This window comes from Janthinobacterium sp. CG3 (assembly GCF_000344615.1).
Classification (GTDB): Bacteria; Pseudomonadota; Gammaproteobacteria; order Burkholderiales; family Burkholderiaceae_D; genus Janthinobacterium.
Genome location: NZ_KB467824.1, coordinates 3,902,193 through 3,918,554 on the forward strand (window position 1 = coordinate 3,902,193; position 16,362 = coordinate 3,918,554).

At 69.0% G+C, this 16,362-nt stretch carries 13 protein-coding genes; 1 reads left to right on the forward strand and 12 read right to left on the reverse strand.

Annotation, left to right across the window (positions count from 1 at the left end; all coding sequences use genetic code 11):
• Positions 1-276 precede the first annotated feature (276 nt).
• The 5 genes from JANGC3_RS0117210 to JANGC3_RS0117230 form a co-directional block, all read right to left on the reverse strand.
• Positions 277-3,105, reverse strand: coding sequence for an ATP-binding protein (locus tag JANGC3_RS0117210; protein ID WP_017877732.1), 2,829 nt, complete (start codon positions 3,103-3,105; stop codon positions 277-279).
• A 9-nt stretch (positions 3,106-3,114) separates the two neighbouring features.
• Positions 3,115-3,882: a hypothetical protein gene (locus tag JANGC3_RS0117215; RefSeq protein ID WP_017877733.1), complete on the reverse strand. Its 768-nt coding sequence runs from the start codon at positions 3,880-3,882 to the stop codon at positions 3,115-3,117.
• Positions 3,875-5,233, reverse strand: a complete 1,359-nt coding sequence (locus tag JANGC3_RS0117220; protein WP_085945298.1) for a hypothetical protein — start codon at positions 5,231-5,233, stop codon at positions 3,875-3,877. Before JANGC3_RS0117220 ends, JANGC3_RS0117215 begins: the two co-directional genes overlap by 8 nt.
• A 229-nt stretch (positions 5,234-5,462) precedes the next feature.
• A complete protein-coding gene (locus JANGC3_RS0117225; protein WP_017877736.1) occupies positions 5,463-6,215 on the reverse strand; it encodes a DUF3108 domain-containing protein in 753 nt (250 codons plus the stop codon).
• Positions 6,216-6,218: 3 nt separating this feature from the next.
• A complete protein-coding gene (locus JANGC3_RS0117230) occupies positions 6,219-7,373 on the reverse strand; it encodes a DUF3108 domain-containing protein (RefSeq protein WP_026133111.1) in 1,155 nt (384 codons plus the stop codon).
• Between the two features lie 137 nt (positions 7,374-7,510).
• Here JANGC3_RS0117230 and JANGC3_RS0117235 point away from each other — a divergent pair, with 137 nt between their 5' ends.
• Positions 7,511-8,233: a PhaM family polyhydroxyalkanoate granule multifunctional regulatory protein gene (locus tag JANGC3_RS0117235; protein ID WP_026133112.1), complete on the forward strand. Its 723-nt coding sequence runs from the start codon at positions 7,511-7,513 to the stop codon at positions 8,231-8,233.
• 105 nt (positions 8,234-8,338) lie between these two features.
• Here the strand turns inward: JANGC3_RS0117235 and JANGC3_RS0117240 are convergent, their stop codons facing one another.
• The 7 genes from JANGC3_RS0117240 to pdxR all read right to left on the reverse strand — a co-directional run bounded on the left by JANGC3_RS0117240 (position 8,339) and on the right by pdxR (position 16,226).
• On the reverse strand, positions 8,339-8,554 hold the full coding sequence (locus tag JANGC3_RS0117240; protein ID WP_026133113.1) for a hypothetical protein: 216 nt from the start codon (positions 8,552-8,554) through the stop codon (positions 8,339-8,341).
• A gap of 104 nt (positions 8,555-8,658) precedes the next feature.
• Entirely contained in the window at positions 8,659-10,398 is a 1,740-nt protein-coding gene (locus JANGC3_RS0117245) for a response regulator (RefSeq protein ID WP_017877740.1), read from the reverse strand.
• Positions 10,398-11,105: a sensor histidine kinase gene (locus tag JANGC3_RS0117250; RefSeq protein ID WP_026133114.1), complete on the reverse strand. Its 708-nt coding sequence runs from the start codon at positions 11,103-11,105 to the stop codon at positions 10,398-10,400. Before JANGC3_RS0117250 ends, JANGC3_RS0117245 begins: the two co-directional genes overlap by 1 nt.
• A 79-nt stretch (positions 11,106-11,184) precedes the next feature.
• Positions 11,185-12,249: a DUF418 domain-containing protein gene (locus JANGC3_RS0117255; RefSeq protein WP_026133115.1), complete on the reverse strand. Its 1,065-nt coding sequence runs from the start codon at positions 12,247-12,249 to the stop codon at positions 11,185-11,187.
• Between the two features lie 159 nt (positions 12,250-12,408).
• Positions 12,409-14,070: an FAD-dependent 5-carboxymethylaminomethyl-2-thiouridine(34) oxidoreductase MnmC gene (mnmC, locus tag JANGC3_RS0117260; RefSeq protein WP_035788790.1), complete on the reverse strand. Its 1,662-nt coding sequence runs from the start codon at positions 14,068-14,070 to the stop codon at positions 12,409-12,411.
• A 52-nt stretch (positions 14,071-14,122) separates the two neighbouring features.
• A complete protein-coding gene (locus JANGC3_RS0117265; RefSeq protein WP_017877744.1) occupies positions 14,123-14,686 on the reverse strand; it encodes a DNA-3-methyladenine glycosylase I in 564 nt (187 codons plus the stop codon).
• 70 nt (positions 14,687-14,756) lie between these two features.
• Complete coding sequence (gene pdxR / locus JANGC3_RS0117270; RefSeq protein ID WP_017877745.1) at positions 14,757-16,226, reverse strand: MocR-like pyridoxine biosynthesis transcription factor PdxR; 1,470 nt, start codon at positions 16,224-16,226, stop codon at positions 14,757-14,759.
• Between the last annotated feature and the right edge of the window lie 136 nt (positions 16,227-16,362).

Sequence of the window (16,362 nt, forward strand, 5' to 3'; positions counted from 1 at the left end):
TGTAGGAAATGCAACCGGCCCGCGCCGCGACGCCGTCCGGCCGTTCGCGCCTGGCGCTGGCGCTTGGATTATCTTCTTGAACGCCGGCGCGACGCATGCCAGCAGCAGCGCGAGGGTGGGTTTTTCCATGGTTGTCCAGTGGGAATGGAAGCAAAAAAACACCGGCGTAAAACCGGGGGCAGACGCTCGGGGACACGCTGTCCCCGTCTGACCCGGCCCTATGCCGGTGCTTTTGTTTTGCTTTGGCGGCGCCTCAATTGAAAGGCATTCTGGCTGTTATGCCACTTTGGCGGCGCCCGGCAGGCGCCGCTGCAGCACGAAGATCGGCTGCGCCCACTCGCTGTCCTTCTTCTTTTTGCTGGTGATGAGGGTCAGCTCGGACGGGTCGTAGACGTCGGTGTTGTGCGTCAGCGGCGTCGTCATCAGGTATTGCGCCTCGGTGTTTTTGAGGAACTCGCCGACCAGCTGGATGTTGCGGATGTCCAGATGGGCGAACGGTTCGTCGATGAAGACGAAACCGCCGGAGCCGTCCTCGGACTTCAGCAGGCCAATCAGCAACACCAGCGACTTCATCACCTGCTGGCCGCCCGACGCCTCGCCGTCGTTCATGCCGATCGGCCCTTTGCCGTCGAACTTGAAGCGCACGTGCAGGCCGGCCTGCGACAACTGCACGTCGTCGTTCTCCAACCGCACCGGGTCGGCGTGGACTTCGATGCCGGCCAGTTCGCCCAGCTCCTTGATGTTGCGGCTGTAGGTCTTGACGGTGTAGCGCAGCCGCTCGATATAGGCGCCGCGGGCGTTGCCGGTGGCTTCGATGGCGCGGTTGTTCTGGTAGCGCCGCTCGTCGGTCTCCGACTGGCGGCCGTTCAACTGGTCGGCCAGGCGGTGGTGCTGGTCGATGACGGTCGCGTCCAGTTCCCAGTCGTCGCGCGCCAGGCTGTGCTGCAGGCTGGCGACGCGCAAATCGACCTGGTGGGCGTTCTGGTGCTCGGCCACCAGCGCGCCGCGGCGCGCCGGCCGGCGCCAGCTTTTCGCCAGGTGGCGCCAGTTGCGGCGCAGCTCCAGCAGCGCCTTGGCGTGTTCGGCGCGCTGCTCGATCTGCCGCTTGTGGCCCAGGCGCAGGCCGGCTTCGGCCTCCGACAAGGCCATGCGCGCGTTCTGCCACACCGTGTCGGCGCGGGTGCGCGCGACGGTGGCGTTCTTCGTCAGCGTTTGCAGTTCGCCCAGGCGCGAACCCACTTGCAGGCGCTCGGCCCGCAGCGGCAGGGTGTTGCGCCCGGCCTCGTCGAACTCGGCCTGGCGCGCGGCCAGTTCCTTGGCCGCGTCGACGCCGGCGATGCGGCCCTTCAAGGCGCCCACTTCCGACGCCAGCTTGCTGATCGCCAGCGTCAGCTTGTCCTCCTGCGCCTCCAGCCCCGGCAGCGTTTTTTGCAGCGCTTCGAGGCGCTGCGTGCGGCCGGCCTGGCCGAAGCGGTAGCGCGACGCCTCGATGAACAGCGAGCGGCCGCCGCGCCGTTCGCGGTGGTAGGCGTCCGGCGTGATCCATTCCTCGGTGTTGCTCAGCTTGAAGCCGGCTTCGACCGAGTCGACCCGCGAAATGCGCGACAACTGGTCGATCAACCAGGCCGGCGCCTTCGCCGAAAAGCGCACCACCGACAGCAGGCTGTCGTCCTTGACCACCGGCGCGGTGACCAGCTCCGGCACGATGAAGTGGCGGTAGCGCTCCTTCTCGGCCAGGCGGTAGGCGCTGGCGGCGTCGCGCGCCTTTTCCAGCAGCACCACCGAGGCGAAGCCGCCCAGCACGCCCTCGACGGCGCCCTGCCAGCGGCTGTCGGTGACTTCGATAATATCCGACAACATGGCGTGGCCGATGCCCTCGTCGCGCAAGGCCCGGCGCATGCCGCGCACCGCGTCCGGTTCCGGCATCGCGGTCTTGCCCTGCAAGGCGGCGATGGTGGCGTGCTCGCCGGCGATGCGCGTCGTCAGCGTCTCGCGCGCCTGGCGCTGGCGCAGCAGCTCGGACTCCTTCTGCTCCAGCTGGGCCGACACCTCGGCGATGTCGCTGCCCGATTCGGCGGCCAGTTTTTGCAGGCGCTCGCGCTGCTCCAGCAGGCTGTCGAGCGGCTTCAGTTTGCCGTTGATGAGCAACAGGCGGCTTTGCAGCGCGGTCGCCTCCTGCTCCAGCAGCGTCTCCTGCTGCTGCGCGTCGCTCAGCGCCTTCGCTTGCGCGGCCAGGCCGTTGCGCTTGTCGATCAGTTGCTGGTCGGCCTGCGCCATCGGCTTGCGGGCGTCGCGCAACTGGCGGCTGGCGGCGCCGGCCTTCTCGCGCGCCTCGTGGTACTGCAAACTAGGCAGCACTTCCTCGATCAGGTTGCGGCGCTCCTTGTGCAAGCCTTCCCACTGGTGATAGTTGGCCACGCGCAGGCGCAAACCCTCCAGGTTGGTCTTCGACGCCTCCAGCTCGCTTTCAAAACGCTTCAACTCGGTCTCGGTGTCGCGCTGGTGGCGCTTGGCCTCGTCGTAGGCGTCCAGCACCTCCTTGTCGCCGAACACCTGGAACACCAGGTCGAGCAGTTGCCGCGGCGCGTATTCGCACAGCTTGTCGGTCTCGCCCTGCTCCAGCGCCAGCACTTTCGCCATCGCCGGCGACAGGCCGGCGTTGGCCAGGCGCTTGCGGTAGTTTTCCACGCCGAGCCAGTCGTTGGCGTCCTGGATTTCCTCGATCTGCACGTTACCGGGGCGCATCAGGTACTGGCGCTTCCAGTCGCCGCCGTTCTTTTGGATCTGGCAGAACAGCGTCACCTCGTCGTCGCTGAAAAAGCCGGAGCTGCGGAACGGCCGGTTCGACAACTGCTTGCCGACGTTCTTGTTGTCGACCACCGCGCGCAACCAGGCCGTCTGCTGGCCGGAGTGGCGCGCGTAGTGCTTGTAGGTGCGGCCCATCGAGCAGTCCAGCCCGAACAGGGTGCGCAGCGCGTCGAGCAAGGTGGTCTTGCCGGAGCCGTTCTGGCCGGCGATCGTGATGATCTTGGCGTCGAGCGGAATGTTCTTGATGCGCTGCCAGTAATCCCAGTGGACCAGTTCGAGCGATTTGATATGAAACATGGCGGGCTCTTAGGTTGGGGTATCGGTAGGGGCGGCGGCGCCCAATTCCGCCGCGGCCGGTTCGAAGGCCGGCCCGGCGTCGATCAATTCGGCCACGTCGAGCGGCTCGGCTTGCGGCTCGTCCGGCGCGGCCACCGCCACCGCCACCGCCGTCAGCGGACGTTTGAACACGTCGGCCAGGGCGCCGTTGATGATGCGCTCCTTGAGCGTGTCGGTGTCCATCATCAGGTCCAGCAGCGGCCCTTCGACCAGCACGTCGCCGCGGCGCTCGATGAAACCGAGCTTGGCCAGCGTGCCCAGGTTCATGTCCATGCGGGTTTTCTTGCCCAGCTTGTCGCCGAAGTCCGACAGCAGCGCCTTGTACGAAATGCCGATCGAGGTGTCCTCGGCGCGCGGCAGCGGCTTGTCCTTGTCGAACATGTCGTTCTGGTCGTCCTCGGCGTGCTGGTGGGTCTCCTGGCGCTCGCGCTTGGGCAGAATGATCTGCGCCCACAGCACCACCAGCAGGGCCACGCCGTCGCGCGCCAGGCCGAAGTTATTGTTTTGCCAGACGTCGCGGGCGCCGAAAATCTTCGGCTCGATGGCCCGCGTCAGCGCCAGCGTGACGTGGTCGGCGTAGACGTTGTCGAGCAGCTTCAGGCCGCAGGCCAGCAGGCGCGCGTCGATCTCGGCGCGGAACAGCTCGTCCGACAGCACGCGCTTGACCAGCTTGTCGTCGCGGCGCAGCGTGTGGTGCGTCAGCAGGCGCGCAATCAGAATTTGTGAGTCGTCATTCATCGGCCGGGCCGCTTTCCAAATCAAGTGAGAGGGAGGCGATCGACATGGCGGCCACGTGCAGGTCCGGCAATTCGATCATCTCGTCGGTCGGCGTGAAGCTCACCGGCAGGCGCGCCAGCTTGGCGGTCGCGCCCTGCAGGCTGGCCTCGGAGGCGTCGCCCAGCAGCGGCAGCATCGAGGCGCGGTACGAGGCCACCGCGAACGTCGCCGGCAGCAGCGCCTCGTGGATCGGCAGCGGCCGCGGCGCGGCGCCGTCCGGGCCCGGCAGCCTGGCCAGGTCGGCGAAGTCGGACAGGCGCGCCAGCCAGTCGTCCAGCTCCAGCTGCATCGCCGGCGCGTCGTTGATGGTGGTCGGCGCGTCCTGGCCGGTCGGCAGGCCGGTCTGGGCGACGCCGGCGGCGCGCTCGACCAGCAGCTCGGTTTCGGCGACGTCGATCATCTCGGCCGGGGTCGAGAACAGCGGCATCACCGGCTGGTCGATGGCGCCGTCGGCCAGCGAGGCCAGGTCGTCGTGCTGCAGCAGCCAGCGCTTGATGTCCGTGGTCGACAGGCCGGACTGGCCCAGGTGGACGCGCTGGCGCTCGATCTGGTTGAGGGCGCGCGAGAACATGCCCTGCATGTTCAACAGCGTGCTCTGGGCCCGGCCGATGGCCTGGGCGGCGCGGTGGGTGGCCGAGTCGGCGTGCTCGTCGCCGGTGATGGCGATAATGATCTCGGAACCCTTTTCGACCCAGTCGCAGGCCATATTCCATTTCGCCTGGGCGGTGCGCAGGCGGAACTCGGAGCCGGAGGCGATGGCGTCGGCGAACTCCTCGGTCAGGTCCATCAGGCGCCCCAGCAGATGCTGCAACTGCTCGACCGAGACGCCGCCGACCGCCTGGGCGCCGGCCACCTGCGACAGCAGGAAGCCCATCTCGGCCTGGTCCTCGGACTGGCCCAGGCTGAGCAGCGCGTCGATGGCCGACAGCACGTTGCGCGCCATCGGCGTGACGCGGTAGACCGCCTGCTGCGCGTCCCAGGCCAGCAACTGGTTGCTGCGCAGGCGCATCAGCACCGTTTCCAGGCTTTCCGGCAGCAGGTAGGCCAGTTTTTGGTTGATGTCGGGGCGCGTGAAGGCCGTCGACGCCGTGTCGGCCGCCAACTCGCGCAATACCAGCAGGCGCACCAGCACGCCGTCGAAACCGCCGTGGAACAGCGCGGTAAACACTTGCAGCAAGGGCTGCGCGCGCTTCAGATGGAATACCTGCTCGATCTCGTCGGCCGATACATTGGGCTGGAAATGGGCTTGCAGGGAGTCGTGGTGCTCTTGCTCTGCCTGGTTTGGATCCGCAGCCGCAGCTGCACTTGCCATTAAATCAATCATTCTGTTCCGGATGCCATTCTGGGTTCGCGGCGGAGCGGGCATAGCTGCTATTCGCGCTCGGCGCGTCACTGTTCGCGGGGGCGTCAGTATATCAGTTCCGCCATGCAATCCCGAAGCGGGAGGGGCCGGCTCGGGCGCCAGCGGGGACAGACCACGTTTTTCGGGAAAGAATTTCCCGGAAAACGTGGTCTGTCCCCGGCGTCATTGAAGTGGGCGCTTACTTCTTGGTGATTTTTTCCAGCGTCTGCTCGACGTAGTCGCCGTCGTCGTCGGAAAAGCGCAGCTTGACCGGGAACCAGTCGAGCGACGGCGCCAGCCACACTTCCACCTGCTGGCCCTGGTCGTTCGGCGGCGGCGCCTTGACCAGGTGGACGGCGCTGACCTCGCCCTCGCCGGTGTGCACGCTTTCCTGGTTGAGCACCTTGAAGACCCACGCTTCGGCGTCGCGCCGGCCGGCCACGAAAAACGCCCATTCCGAGCCGGGCGTGAATTTGTCCGGCGCGCCGCGGGCCACCGCCACCAGTTGCCATGGCGCGCTGTTGCGGTCTTGCTCGCCGCCCTTGAGCGGATAGCTTTGCTCGGAGCCGCCGAAGACGATGGTTTTGCTGTCGCGCTTGAACGTGGCCGTGCCCGGCTCCTTGCGGTAGCGTTTTTCGTAGTACTGGCTGGGCGCCAGGCCGTAGTCGTCGATGGCGCCGTCGCTTTTGTTCTCGAGGATCTTGCCGAACAGCGCGGAGCGCGTTTCCGACGCGACCGAGTACTTGCCGTCGCCGGCGCGCCAGGCGGTGGTGGAGTCGCCGGCCAGGCCGAGGCCGCGCTGGCGCGCCTTGATCGAATAGCTCAGGTCGGCGGACGGCGGCACGCTGAAGGCGCGTTTCACGCTGGGGTGCTGGTCGGCGGCGGCGGCAGGCGCCAGCGCCGCCGCCAGCAGGGCGGCGGCCAGGGTGCGTTGCAAGGTGGTGATCGACATGTCTTATTGTCCCGATGGTTCAGTTAAGGTAATACTGGAAACGGTTTGCGTGGTCACGGCGCCGTTCGCTTCGGTGTTGCGGATCTGCACCGGATACCAGTGCCGGCCAGGCGCCAGCCAGATATCCAGGCGCGACGAATAGGTGCCGGGCTTGGGCGGGCGGCTCAGGTGCATCGTCACCAGCCGGCCCATTTTGGTGTCGACCTCCTCCTCGCCGACCAGCACGAAGCGGAAGATGTTCGCTTCCTTGTCCTCGCCGACGAACAGGTCGATGTCGCCGGCCAGCTGGTTGATGTCGGCGCGGCCGATGCCGGCCAGCTGGAACGGCAGCGTCGCCTTGTCCTGCGTGCCCGGCTGCAGGGGATAGGCGCGCGCGCTCGACGAGAAGGTGATGCGTTTGTCGGCGCGGTTGAAATGGGTCGCCGTCAGCGCCCTGCCCTTGCGTTTTTCGGTCGCGCGCACCGGCGCGATGCCGTAGTCGTCGACCCCGCCCTCGCTGCTCAGCACCAGCAAATTAACCCGCGTGACCAGCACGCTCAGCCCGGCCTCGAGCGACAAGGTGTAGCGCGGACCGTCGCGCCGCCACGCCATCGCCGCCACGCCGCTCCATTTGGTGCCGTCGGCGTCGACGCGTTTGACGTCGAGTTCGAAATCGGCCGCCGGCGGCAGCTCGACCTTGTAGCGCCGCGCCGACTGCGGCGGCGCGTCGGCCGGCGCGCCGGGCGGCTCGGCGGCGCTGGCGGCCGGCGCCGATTGTACAGCGGGCGCCGCTTCGCCGTCGCCCGCCACGCGCGGCGCGGCCGCCGGCGCGGCCGGCTCGGGCTCGGGCTCAGGCTGGCCGGACGCGCCGGCGGCGCCGAGCGGCGGTTGCGGTTGCGGCGGCGGCGCCGGCGCCGCCGGTGGCCGCGGTTGCGGCCGTGGCCGGCGCGGCGTCGGCGTGGCCGGCTCGGCCGGCGGCGCCGGCACGGCGGCGACGGCCGTCGGCGGCGGCGCCAGGCGCAACTGCGCCGTGACCGTCGGCGCCGGCGCCGACGCGTCGCGCGGCGGGCCGATGCGGGCGGCGACCCAGTCCAGCGCCAGGACATGCAGCGCAACGGTGGCCGCGCACAACAACAACGCGCGGCGGCGGCGGGCGGGAAAGAGGGGGGCAATCGTCATGGCGCTAGTTTAACGCGTTCGGGCCGGGCGCCGTCGCGGGGGCCGCATTTGCGCCAGATCAATAGGGCCAACTATTTGTGAAGGGTGTCGTTTTATCTGCTACGCTAAGGGCACACCATCCCCAACGGAGACTCAATATGGCAACACCTCAAATGCCCAACATCCCAGGCGCCGCGGTCATGACGGACACCCTTGATTTCGTCAAAAACCTGTGGGGCAGCATGGGCGTGCCGGGCATGAGCATTCCGGGCATTACCGCGCCGACGCTGTCGGTCGAGGAGCTGGACAAGAAAATCAGCGACTTGAAGGCGGTCGAAGCCTGGCTCAACCTGAACATGAGCATGCTGCGCGGCAGCATCCAGGCGCTGGAAGTGCAGCGCGGTACCATCGTCACGCTGAAGTCGATGGGCGCCTCGTTCGCCGCCGCCGTGAAACAGCCGGGCGCCAGCGAAAAATCCTTGTTTGAATCGGTGCCGTACGCATCGGCGTTCTTCCAGCAACCGGCTACCCCGGCGGCGCCGGCGAAGGCGGCCGAAGTAAAGCAAGCCGAAGCGAAGGCGGCGCCCGCGCCGCTTGCGCCGCCATTGACGGACGCGGCGGCGGCGCCGATGACCAATCCCACCGCCTGGTGGAATCTGCTGCAGGACCAGTTCAAGAACGCCGTGAGCACCGCCATGGCGTCCGACGCCGTGACGGGCGCGGGCGCGGGCGCGCCGGCGGCCGACGCGGCGGCCAAGCTGAACGCCGCCAACAAACCGGCGAAACCGGCGGCGGCGGCGGCGGTCGACAAGGCCAGCGTCAAGGCGCCGGCCAAACGCGCGCCGGCCAAACCGAAAGCGGTCAAGGCCGCCAAGGCGTAAGCGGCTGCCCGCGAAAACCAAGGGCAAAGGCTGGGGTCCGGCCCCGGCTCCTTGCCGTTGCTAGATTTTTAGCGTTGACGACACGCTAGCGTTACCTGCGCCGGCTTAAGCCAGGCGCTGGATGCGGATCGCCTCGATCAGGCCATCGTCCTGGCGTTTGACTTCGCCGATCGTGATCAATCCCTCTTCTTCCAGTTGCTTGGCGCTGTCGTGCGCGGTCTGGAACGAGGGCAGGGTATCGCCCTTGGCGGCGACGGGACGGACCCAAGCCATGCTGCCTACCTTCATCTTTTGATACACTTCTTTGGCGACATCACGCATATTTTCTTCCTTATCGTTGTGAAACACTGAAAGCGCGGGCCAGCCCGCGCTGAAGCGTAGTTTATCACTCGACACGCCAGAAACACGATTCCTCGTCAACAAGCCTACCCCTGCGCCACAGCTGCGGCGGCCTCGGCCGCCGCTTCGGCCTCGCGCGCGGCCTCGCCAACCGGCGCCAGCGCGGCCAATTGCTCCATCAACTGGGCGAAACGCTGCTGCCCCGGCGCGATACGGTCGACGTGCAGCAGCACGCCCACCGCCTCGTCCGACAAGGCGCGCTCGAAGCCGTGCTGTTGCAGGTGCGAGATGATAATTTGCGCGCTGTTGAACAGGATGCGCATATTGTTGGGCAGCTTCAGGCGCGCCGCGCGCATCCACGCGACGGCTTCGCCCAATTTGTCGGTCTTCCACAACAGCACGCCCTTGTTCATCAAGTCCGAGGCCTCCTTGCGCGACGCCAGGATCAGCGCCAGTCCCTCCTCGGCCATGCGCGCCTTGTCGAAGATTTTTTGCACGTCGTCCTGCAGCACCTGGTTGTCGTGGTTGTTCTTGATGACGTAGCACAGCAGCTCGGCCGGCGCGTCCTTGACGCCGACGGCGAACAGCAGCGTCGCCAATTCCATGCAGATGGGCGTGTCGGGCCGGGCCGGGTCCTGCTTGAGCATTTCCTCCAGCTCGTCGCCGCATTTGCGGGCGCGCCGGTAGTCGCCGCTTTCGTGGTGCACCAGGCCCTCGGTGATTTTCAGGCGCAAATCGATCTGTTCGCCGCCGAATTCGCGCTGCGCCATCAGCAGCCATTGCAAGGCCTCCTTCGCCTCGTTCTTGATGCCGCACACCCGCGCCAGGCCGAGGTAGGCGTCGACCGTCTTCATCACCGAGTATTCGCCGATGGCGATGCACTTGCGGAAGGATTTTTCGGCCAGCGCGGTATTGCCCAGCTTGAGCGCCAGCAAGCCCAGCTTGCGCTGGCGCGGCACCGAGTTCGGCGACAGCTTGGCGGCCTTCTCCAGCACGTTGCACGCCTCCTCGTCCTGGCCCATCAGCTGGAACGCCGTGGCCATCTGGTCGTAGGCGTCGATGTAGTAGCGGTTCTCCACGATCACGCCCTGGAACATCTGCCGCGCCGCCTCGTGTTCGCCGTTGTTCATGCGGATCTTCGCCAGCCCGGCCTTGGCCCAGTTGTAGTCGCGCTCGGCCAGCACGCGTTCGTAGACGGCGCGCGCCTTCTCCGGCTCGCCGCTTTTCAGCAGCAGGCTGGCCTTCATGCGCAGCAAATCGGTTTCATGGATTTTATTGTGCTCGATCTGCGCGTCGCACATCCTGGCCGCGCGCAGGTAGTCCTTCTCCAGCACGGCCTGGTCGATCTCGCGGAACACCTGCTTCTTGTGCCAGACCCGGTTCAGCCGCGTCAGCAGCACGCCCTCGGTGATCGGCTTGATCAGGTAGGCGTCCGGCTGGTGCTCGGCCGCGCCCATCACCGACTCGACGCTCTTCTCGGCCGACACCATCAGCCACATGCCGCTGGGCGCGGTCAGGTTGCGCACCCGGGTTTCCTCCAGCACCTGCTGGCCGTTCTTGCCCTCGCCCAGGTTGTAGTCGCACAGCACGACGTCGTAGCGCGTCTTGGCCAGCATCTTCATCGCCTCGCCGCCGCTGGCGGCCTGGTCGATATGGCGCGCGCCCAGGTTGCGCAGCGATTCGCGCAGCAGGATGCGGATGCCGACGAAGTCGTCAACCAGCAGGTAGTGCTTGTCGGCCCAGGCGGTCGGCGCGGCGCTCAGCACCGCCGTTTCCGGCTGGGCGGCGGCGTCGGGCTTGCCCGGCGCGGCGGCTGGCGCGCGCATCAGGGCAGCCGCAGAATGAAGCAGCCGCCGCCGAGCGCGCCGCCGTTTTCCAGCGCGATGGCGCCGCTGCGCTCGCGGTGCTTGTGCATCTTCGCCACCTCGCTGGCGAAATACAGGCCCAGGCCGGTGCTGTTGGTGGAGAAGTTGACGCCGCCGGAGCCGCCGTCCATGGCCGCCGCGCCGGCCGCCAACAGCGCCGGCGAAAAGCCGCCGCCGTTGTCCTCGACGCGCATTTCCAGCATGTCGCCGACCTGCGCGAGCGACAGGCGGATGGTGTCGCGGGTGTAGCGGATGGCGTTGTTGATGGCGTGCCCGAGCACGCCGATGATCAAGTCCTCGTCCAGGCACCAGATCAACTCCGGCGGAAAGCTGGTCTGCAGCGCGATGCCCTTCGAGGCCAGCAGCACCCGCTCCTGCGCGACCACCTGCTCGACCAGCTGGCCGACCATTTGCGGGTTGACGTCGAACGGGTAGCCGGGCTTGCCGACGCGCTTGTACAGCGCCAGCAGCTGGATCAGGTTGTCGTTCAGGCGCTTGGTCTGGTACAGCATCTGCGCCATTTCCGGGTACGGCGTCGCGCTCGCGGCCGGGTTGGCGGCCAGCAGCGATTCGAGCGTGCCGCTGACCACGCTGACCGAGTTCTTCATGTCGTGCACGGTCGACGCCAGGAACAGGAAAAGCTCGGGCGAGCTGGTTTGGTCTTCCATTTTGATGGGCTCCACTGGGCCGGCATGCAACATTGCCAAAGTCAAATTATAGCCTGTGCGGCAAGCGCGCGGCCCGGAATCAGCCGGCGCAGCGGCGCATCAGCCATTCCAGCGGGCCGTGCCGGAAGCGGCGCCGCCACAGGTGGGCGAACAGCACGGCGGCCAGGCAAAACAGCAGCGCGCTGCCGACGGCGAAGGCGAAACTCTGGTCCTCCAGGCGGCCGGCGGCGTCGAGCAGGCCCATGCCGACCACCACGTGGGCGACGTACAGCGTCAGCGCGACCTGGCCGGTGTGCACCAGCGGCGCCAGCCAGCGCGCGTCGCGCCAGCGCTCGCCGGCGGCGACGCAGGCGGCGATGCCGGCGCAGGCGCTGCCGGCGGCCGCCAGCCAGTACAGCGGCAGCGGCGGCATCGGCTGCGACGACCACGCCACGGCCCAGACGCCGGCGCCGGGAGCGGCGTGGCCGGCGCCCCACCAGACCGCCGCCTCGACCGCCAGCGCCAACAGCAGGCCGGCGCCGAACACGCGCGCGCGCACCGCCGGCGCGCGCAGATCCAGGCGACCCAGGGCCAGCCCCAGCAGCAGGAAGCCGGCCCACGGCAAGACCGGGTGGAAGCCGTTGAACAGCAGGTTGCGCAGGAAGCCGGCGGGACGCCAGAAATCGGCGTACGCCAGCGTCTGCCAATTCCAGCCCTGCTCGTAGTTGTGGAAACTGGCCAGCAGCGCGAAACCCAGCACCATGGCGGCCGCCGCGGCCAGCAGCGCGCCGCTGCGCCAGGTCAGCGCGGCGGCACCGATGAGCAGATAGGCGCCGTAGAAATGCAGGATGTCGGCCGGCCAGATCTGCACGTACAACAGGCCGGCGGCGAACAGGAAGGCGGCGCGCTTGAGCAGCGTCACGCGGTCGGCGCGGATCTGCGCGGCGTCGTTGCTGGCGCGCCCGCGCGCCGACAGCAGCGACAAGCCGACGCCGGCGAGTATCACGAACGTCGCCGAGGCGCGCCCGTCGATGACGTCGAAGAGGCGCAACCAGCCCGGCGCGCCGGCCACCTTCGCGTGCATGGCGATCTTGAAGTTGACGACGACCATGCCGATCACCGCCAAGGCCCGCGCCAGGTCGTACCCGGCTACCCGCTTATCCATGTCGACCGCCATGTAAAAAATACCAATATAGTTAATACGGCAAGCGAGCGCAACCGCTGTTACACCCGGCGACACATTCCGCCAGCGACCCGGAGGTTTGCCCCCAGCCTTCGTCCTTAACGTGCACGGGCGGCGCGCGGCCGCGCCAACGCACGGCGCTCAAGACCGCCGCCGCAGCTCCTTGAGCAGGAAGCGCGCCGGGTCGAGCGCGGCGGCCAGCTTGGCCTCCAGCGGCAGCGGCTCGCCGTCAAGCTGCGCGGCCAGCAGTTCGGCCGCCAACGGCGCCCAGATCAGCCCGCGCGAGGCGTAACCGAGCAAACCGTACAAACCGGGCCAGCGCGGCACGTCGCGCAGGCGCTCGCAGCGCCCCGCCGCGGCCGCGCCGGCGTCGGGCAGCGCGCCGACCAGCGGCAGGCGGTCCGGCGCCACGCAGCGAAAGCCGGTGCGCCCGGCCAGCGGCGCGTCCAGCACCGGCAGCGCCAGGATGTCGGCGATTTTTTCCAGGTTCTCGCGCTGGCTGGCGGCGCGCAACCCGGGATCGGCGTCGGCGTCGTAGGTGGCGCCGACGCACACGGTGGCGTCGAACGCCGGCGTCATGTAAGCCTCTCTGCACACCACCAGCGGCGGCTGCGGCAGGCTGCCCTCGGCCAGGTGCGTCACCTGGCCGCGCACCGGCAACAACGGCAGGCCGGCCGCCTGCGCCAGCGCCGTCGCGCCGCAGCCGTTGGCCAGCACCACCGTCGGCGCCCGCGCGATCACGGCGCCGCCGGCGTCGCGCAGCAGCCACTCGCCGCCGCGCCGCCCCAGCTCCCGCACGCCGGTTGAAAAAATCCGCTCCAGGCGCGCGCCGCAGGCGTCCAGCATGGCCTGGCACACCGTTGACGGGCGCGCCCAGCCGCCCTGCCCGAACAGCCAGCCGCCGTCCGGCGCGGGCGCGCCCAGCAGCGCGCCGGCCTCGTCCCGCTCCAGCCAGCGCGCGTACTCGGGCGGATAGCCGGCGGCCGCCGCGATCTGCCGTTGCAAGCCGGCGTGGGCCGGGTCGCGCGCCAGTTGCAGCACGCCGCAGCGCGCGCCGGTGAAGGCGCCGCCGACGCCGCCCAGACGCTGCCAGTGGCGCAGCGCGAACAGGTAGGCGGCCCGGCCCAGGCGCGTGGCCGGGTTGTCGTCCTGCGACAGCAGCGGCATGAAGATGCCGGCCAGGTTGCCCGACGCCTCCTGCGCCGGCAGCGCGTGCCGCTCGACCAGGGTGACTTGCCAGCCGCGCGCGGCCAGGCGCTCGCAGGCGGCGGCGCCGGCCACCCCGGCGCCGATGACGATGGCGCGGCGCTCGGTCGGCGCCGGCCGCGCCGGCCGCGGCTGGCGGCTGGCGAACACGGCGCGGGCCGTGCCTTGCCCGGCCGCGAAGGCGAAGCCGGCGGCGGACAGGGCGGCGCGCCGCGCCGGCTCCAGCGCCGCCGGCGCGGCCAGCGTGGCGCCCGGCAGCGCCAGCCGCGCCAGCGCCGTGGCCGAGCGCAGCGGCGCTGCCAGGTAGACCGCGTCGACGCGGGCCTCGACCTGCGCCAGGCAGGCGTCGGGCTGGCCGGACATCAGGTCGAGCGTGACGTCGCCGCCTTCCAGGCTGAGGCGATGCAGGCCCGGCAGCGCCGGCGGCCATTGTTCGCGCAGCTCGGCCGGCATGGCGGCGACGGCGTCCGGCGCCACCGCCAGCGCGATGTAGTGCAGGCGGCGCGCGCGGCGCGGGTCGGCGCGCCACGCCGCCAGCGTCGCCAGGAACTGCTGGCCCGCGCCGAAGCCGGTGTCGAGGATGACGCAGCGCGCCATGCCGGCCCAACGCGCCGGCAAGCCGTTGCCGTCCAGGTAGGCGCTCACGGGGTCAGCGCGGCGCGCGGCAAAAGCAGGTCGTGGCGTGGTCGTTCACCATGCCGATGCCCTGCATGTAGGCGTACACGATGGTCGAGCCGACGAACTTGAAGCCGCGCTTGGCCAGGTCTTTCGACAGGCGCTCGGACAGCTCGGTCTTGGCCGGGAACTGGCCCGGCTGCCAGCTGTTGACGATAGGCTCGCCGTCGACATAAGACCACAGGAACTGGTCCAGGCTGCCGCCCTCCCGCACCAGCCGCAGGTAGGCCTGCGCGTTGGTGATGGCGGCGGCCACCTTCAGGCGGTTGCGCACGATGCCGGGATTGGCCAGCAGCTCGGCCACCTTGTCGGCGTCGTAGGCGGCGATTGTGGTCGCGTCCCAGTTGTCGAAGGCGGCGCGGTAGGTTTCGCGCTTGTTCAGGATGGTTTCCCAGCTCAGGCCGGCCTGCGCGCCCTCCAGGTTGAGCATCTCGAACAGGCGCGTCTCGTCGTGGCAGGGCACGCCCCATTCGCTGTCGTGGTATGCGAGATAGCGCGGGTTGGCAGGGTTGGCCCAGCTGCAGCGGGTGACGGTCATGACGGAGCCTGATCAAAGTGGGGACGCACAGTATAAATCAGCAAGCCGCGGCGGCGCGCGGGTATCCGCTCTATCCGCCGCGCAGGATCGCGCCGAGCACCTTCAGGCCGTGCGCGATCTCGGCTTCGGGAATCGCCGAAAAACCCAGCAGCAGGCCGGGCGCGGCGCGGCATTCGGCGGCCGCGCCGGCGTCGGCATAGTGGCCCAGCGGGCGCAATTCGATGCCGCGCTCCAGGCCGGCCCGCGCCACCGCCTCCTCGTCGTGGCCGCGGCGGAAATGCACGCACAGTTCCAGCCCGGTGTCGGCCGGGCCGCACGCCAGCAAGTCGCCCAGGTCGCGCGCGATGCCGTCCATCAGCAGCGCGCGCCGCCCCGCGTTGAGTTCGCGCGTGCGCTTGATGTGGCGGCCGAAGTGGCCCTCGGCGATGAAGTCGGCCAGCACCATCTGCGGCACGATCGCGGTGTGGCGGTCGAGCACCGCCTTGGCCTGCACCAGCGCGCCGGCCAGCGCCGGCGGCGCCACCAGGTAGCCCAGCCGCAGTCCGGGGAACAGCACCTTCGACAGCGTGCCGACGTAGACCACGCAGCCGGCCCGGTCCAGGCTTTGCAGCGAGGCCAGCGGCGCGCCGGTGTAACGGTATTCGCTGTCGTAGTCGTCCTCGATGACCCAGGCCCGGGCCTTGGCGGCCCAGGCCAGCAGCTCGAGCCGGCGCTGCAGGCTCATGCTCACGCCCAGGGGCAACTGGTGCGACGGTGTCACGTAGGCCAGCTTCGCCTGCGGGCAGTGCGCGGCGCCGTAGGCCACGTCCAACCCTTGCGCGTCGATCGGCACCGGGAACACGCGCGCGCCGCCGGCGTGCAACGGCCCGCTGGCGCCGCGGTAGCCGGGCGACTCCATCCAGACCGCGTCGCCGGGGCCGAGCAGCATGGTCGACAGCAGGTACAGCGCCTGCTGCGAACCGGAGGTGATGACGATCTGCTGCGGCGTGCAGTTGACCCCGCGCGACGCCTTCAGGTACACGCACAGCAGTTCGCGCAGCGGCAGGTAGCCGGCCGGGTCGCTGTAGCCCATCAGGTGGTCGGGCCGGCGCCAGCGGCGCGCCTCCAGCCGGCTCCAAACGTCGAACGGGAAATGCTCGATGGCCGGCATGCCGACCCGGAAGGCGCGCAACTTGCCGCGGTGGTAGGCGACCTGGCGCATCGCCGCGAGATAGCCCTCGCCGCGCGCCGACAGCGGGCGCAGCAGCCCGGGCGCGCCGGCGCCGGCGCCGGCGATCGGCAGGTCGGCGCTGACGAAGGTGCCCTTGCCGACACTGCCGCTCAGGTAGCCCTCGGCGCTCAGCTGGGCGTAGGCGTTCAGCACGGTTTGCCGCGAAATCGCCAGCAGGCGGCAGAACTCGCGCGTCGGCGGCAACTGCATGCCGGGGCCGATCGCGCCGCGCAGGATGGCGTCCTTGATGGCCGCGTACAGCTGGCGGAACAGCGGCGCCGGATCGGCCCGGTCAAGCGGCAGCGCGGTCAGGATCGCGGTGATGTGCATGGTGCGGCCTCGTTGAATTGGTATTTTTAAAATAGCACTTATTGGATCTTTTAAAAAGCCAAATTGAACACTAAGATGGCTTACCTTCCATCCAACGCCCAAGATCGGCTTCGCCGCCGTGGACAAGGGCTGCATC

Excerpts from the sequence above, each read along its gene's own strand:
- JANGC3_RS0117210 (WP_017877732.1), bottom strand. The coding sequence starts at position 3,105 with ATGTTTCATATCAAATCGCTCGAACTGGTCCACTGGGATTACTGGCAG.
- JANGC3_RS0117215 (WP_017877733.1), bottom strand. The coding sequence starts at position 3,882 with ATGAATGACGACTCACAAATTCTGATTGCGCGCCTGCTGACGCACCAC.
- JANGC3_RS0117220 (WP_085945298.1), bottom strand. The coding sequence starts at position 5,233 with ATGGCAAGTGCAGCTGCGGCTGCGGATCCAAACCAGGCAGAGCAAGAG.
- JANGC3_RS0117225 (WP_017877736.1), bottom strand. The coding sequence starts at position 6,215 with ATGTCGATCACCACCTTGCAACGCACCCTGGCCGCCGCCCTGCTGGCG.
- JANGC3_RS0117230 (WP_026133111.1), bottom strand. The coding sequence starts at position 7,373 with ATGACGATTGCCCCCCTCTTTCCCGCCCGCCGCCGCCGCGCGTTGTTG.
- JANGC3_RS0117235 (WP_026133112.1), top strand. The coding sequence starts at position 7,511 with ATGGCAACACCTCAAATGCCCAACATCCCAGGCGCCGCGGTCATGACG.
- JANGC3_RS0117240 (WP_026133113.1), bottom strand. The coding sequence starts at position 8,554 with ATGCGTGATGTCGCCAAAGAAGTGTATCAAAAGATGAAGGTAGGCAGC.
- JANGC3_RS0117245 (WP_017877740.1), bottom strand. The coding sequence starts at position 10,398 with ATGCGCGCGCCAGCCGCCGCGCCGGGCAAGCCCGACGCCGCCGCCCAG.
- JANGC3_RS0117250 (WP_026133114.1), bottom strand. The coding sequence starts at position 11,105 with ATGGAAGACCAAACCAGCTCGCCCGAGCTTTTCCTGTTCCTGGCGTCG.
- JANGC3_RS0117255 (WP_026133115.1), bottom strand. The coding sequence starts at position 12,249 with ATGGATAAGCGGGTAGCCGGGTACGACCTGGCGCGGGCCTTGGCGGTG.
- mnmC (WP_035788790.1), bottom strand. The coding sequence starts at position 14,070 with ATGGCGCGCTGCGTCATCCTCGACACCGGCTTCGGCGCGGGCCAGCAG.
- JANGC3_RS0117265 (WP_017877744.1), bottom strand. The coding sequence starts at position 14,686 with ATGACCGTCACCCGCTGCAGCTGGGCCAACCCTGCCAACCCGCGCTAT.
- pdxR (WP_017877745.1), bottom strand. The coding sequence starts at position 16,226 with ATGCACATCACCGCGATCCTGACCGCGCTGCCGCTTGACCGGGCCGAT.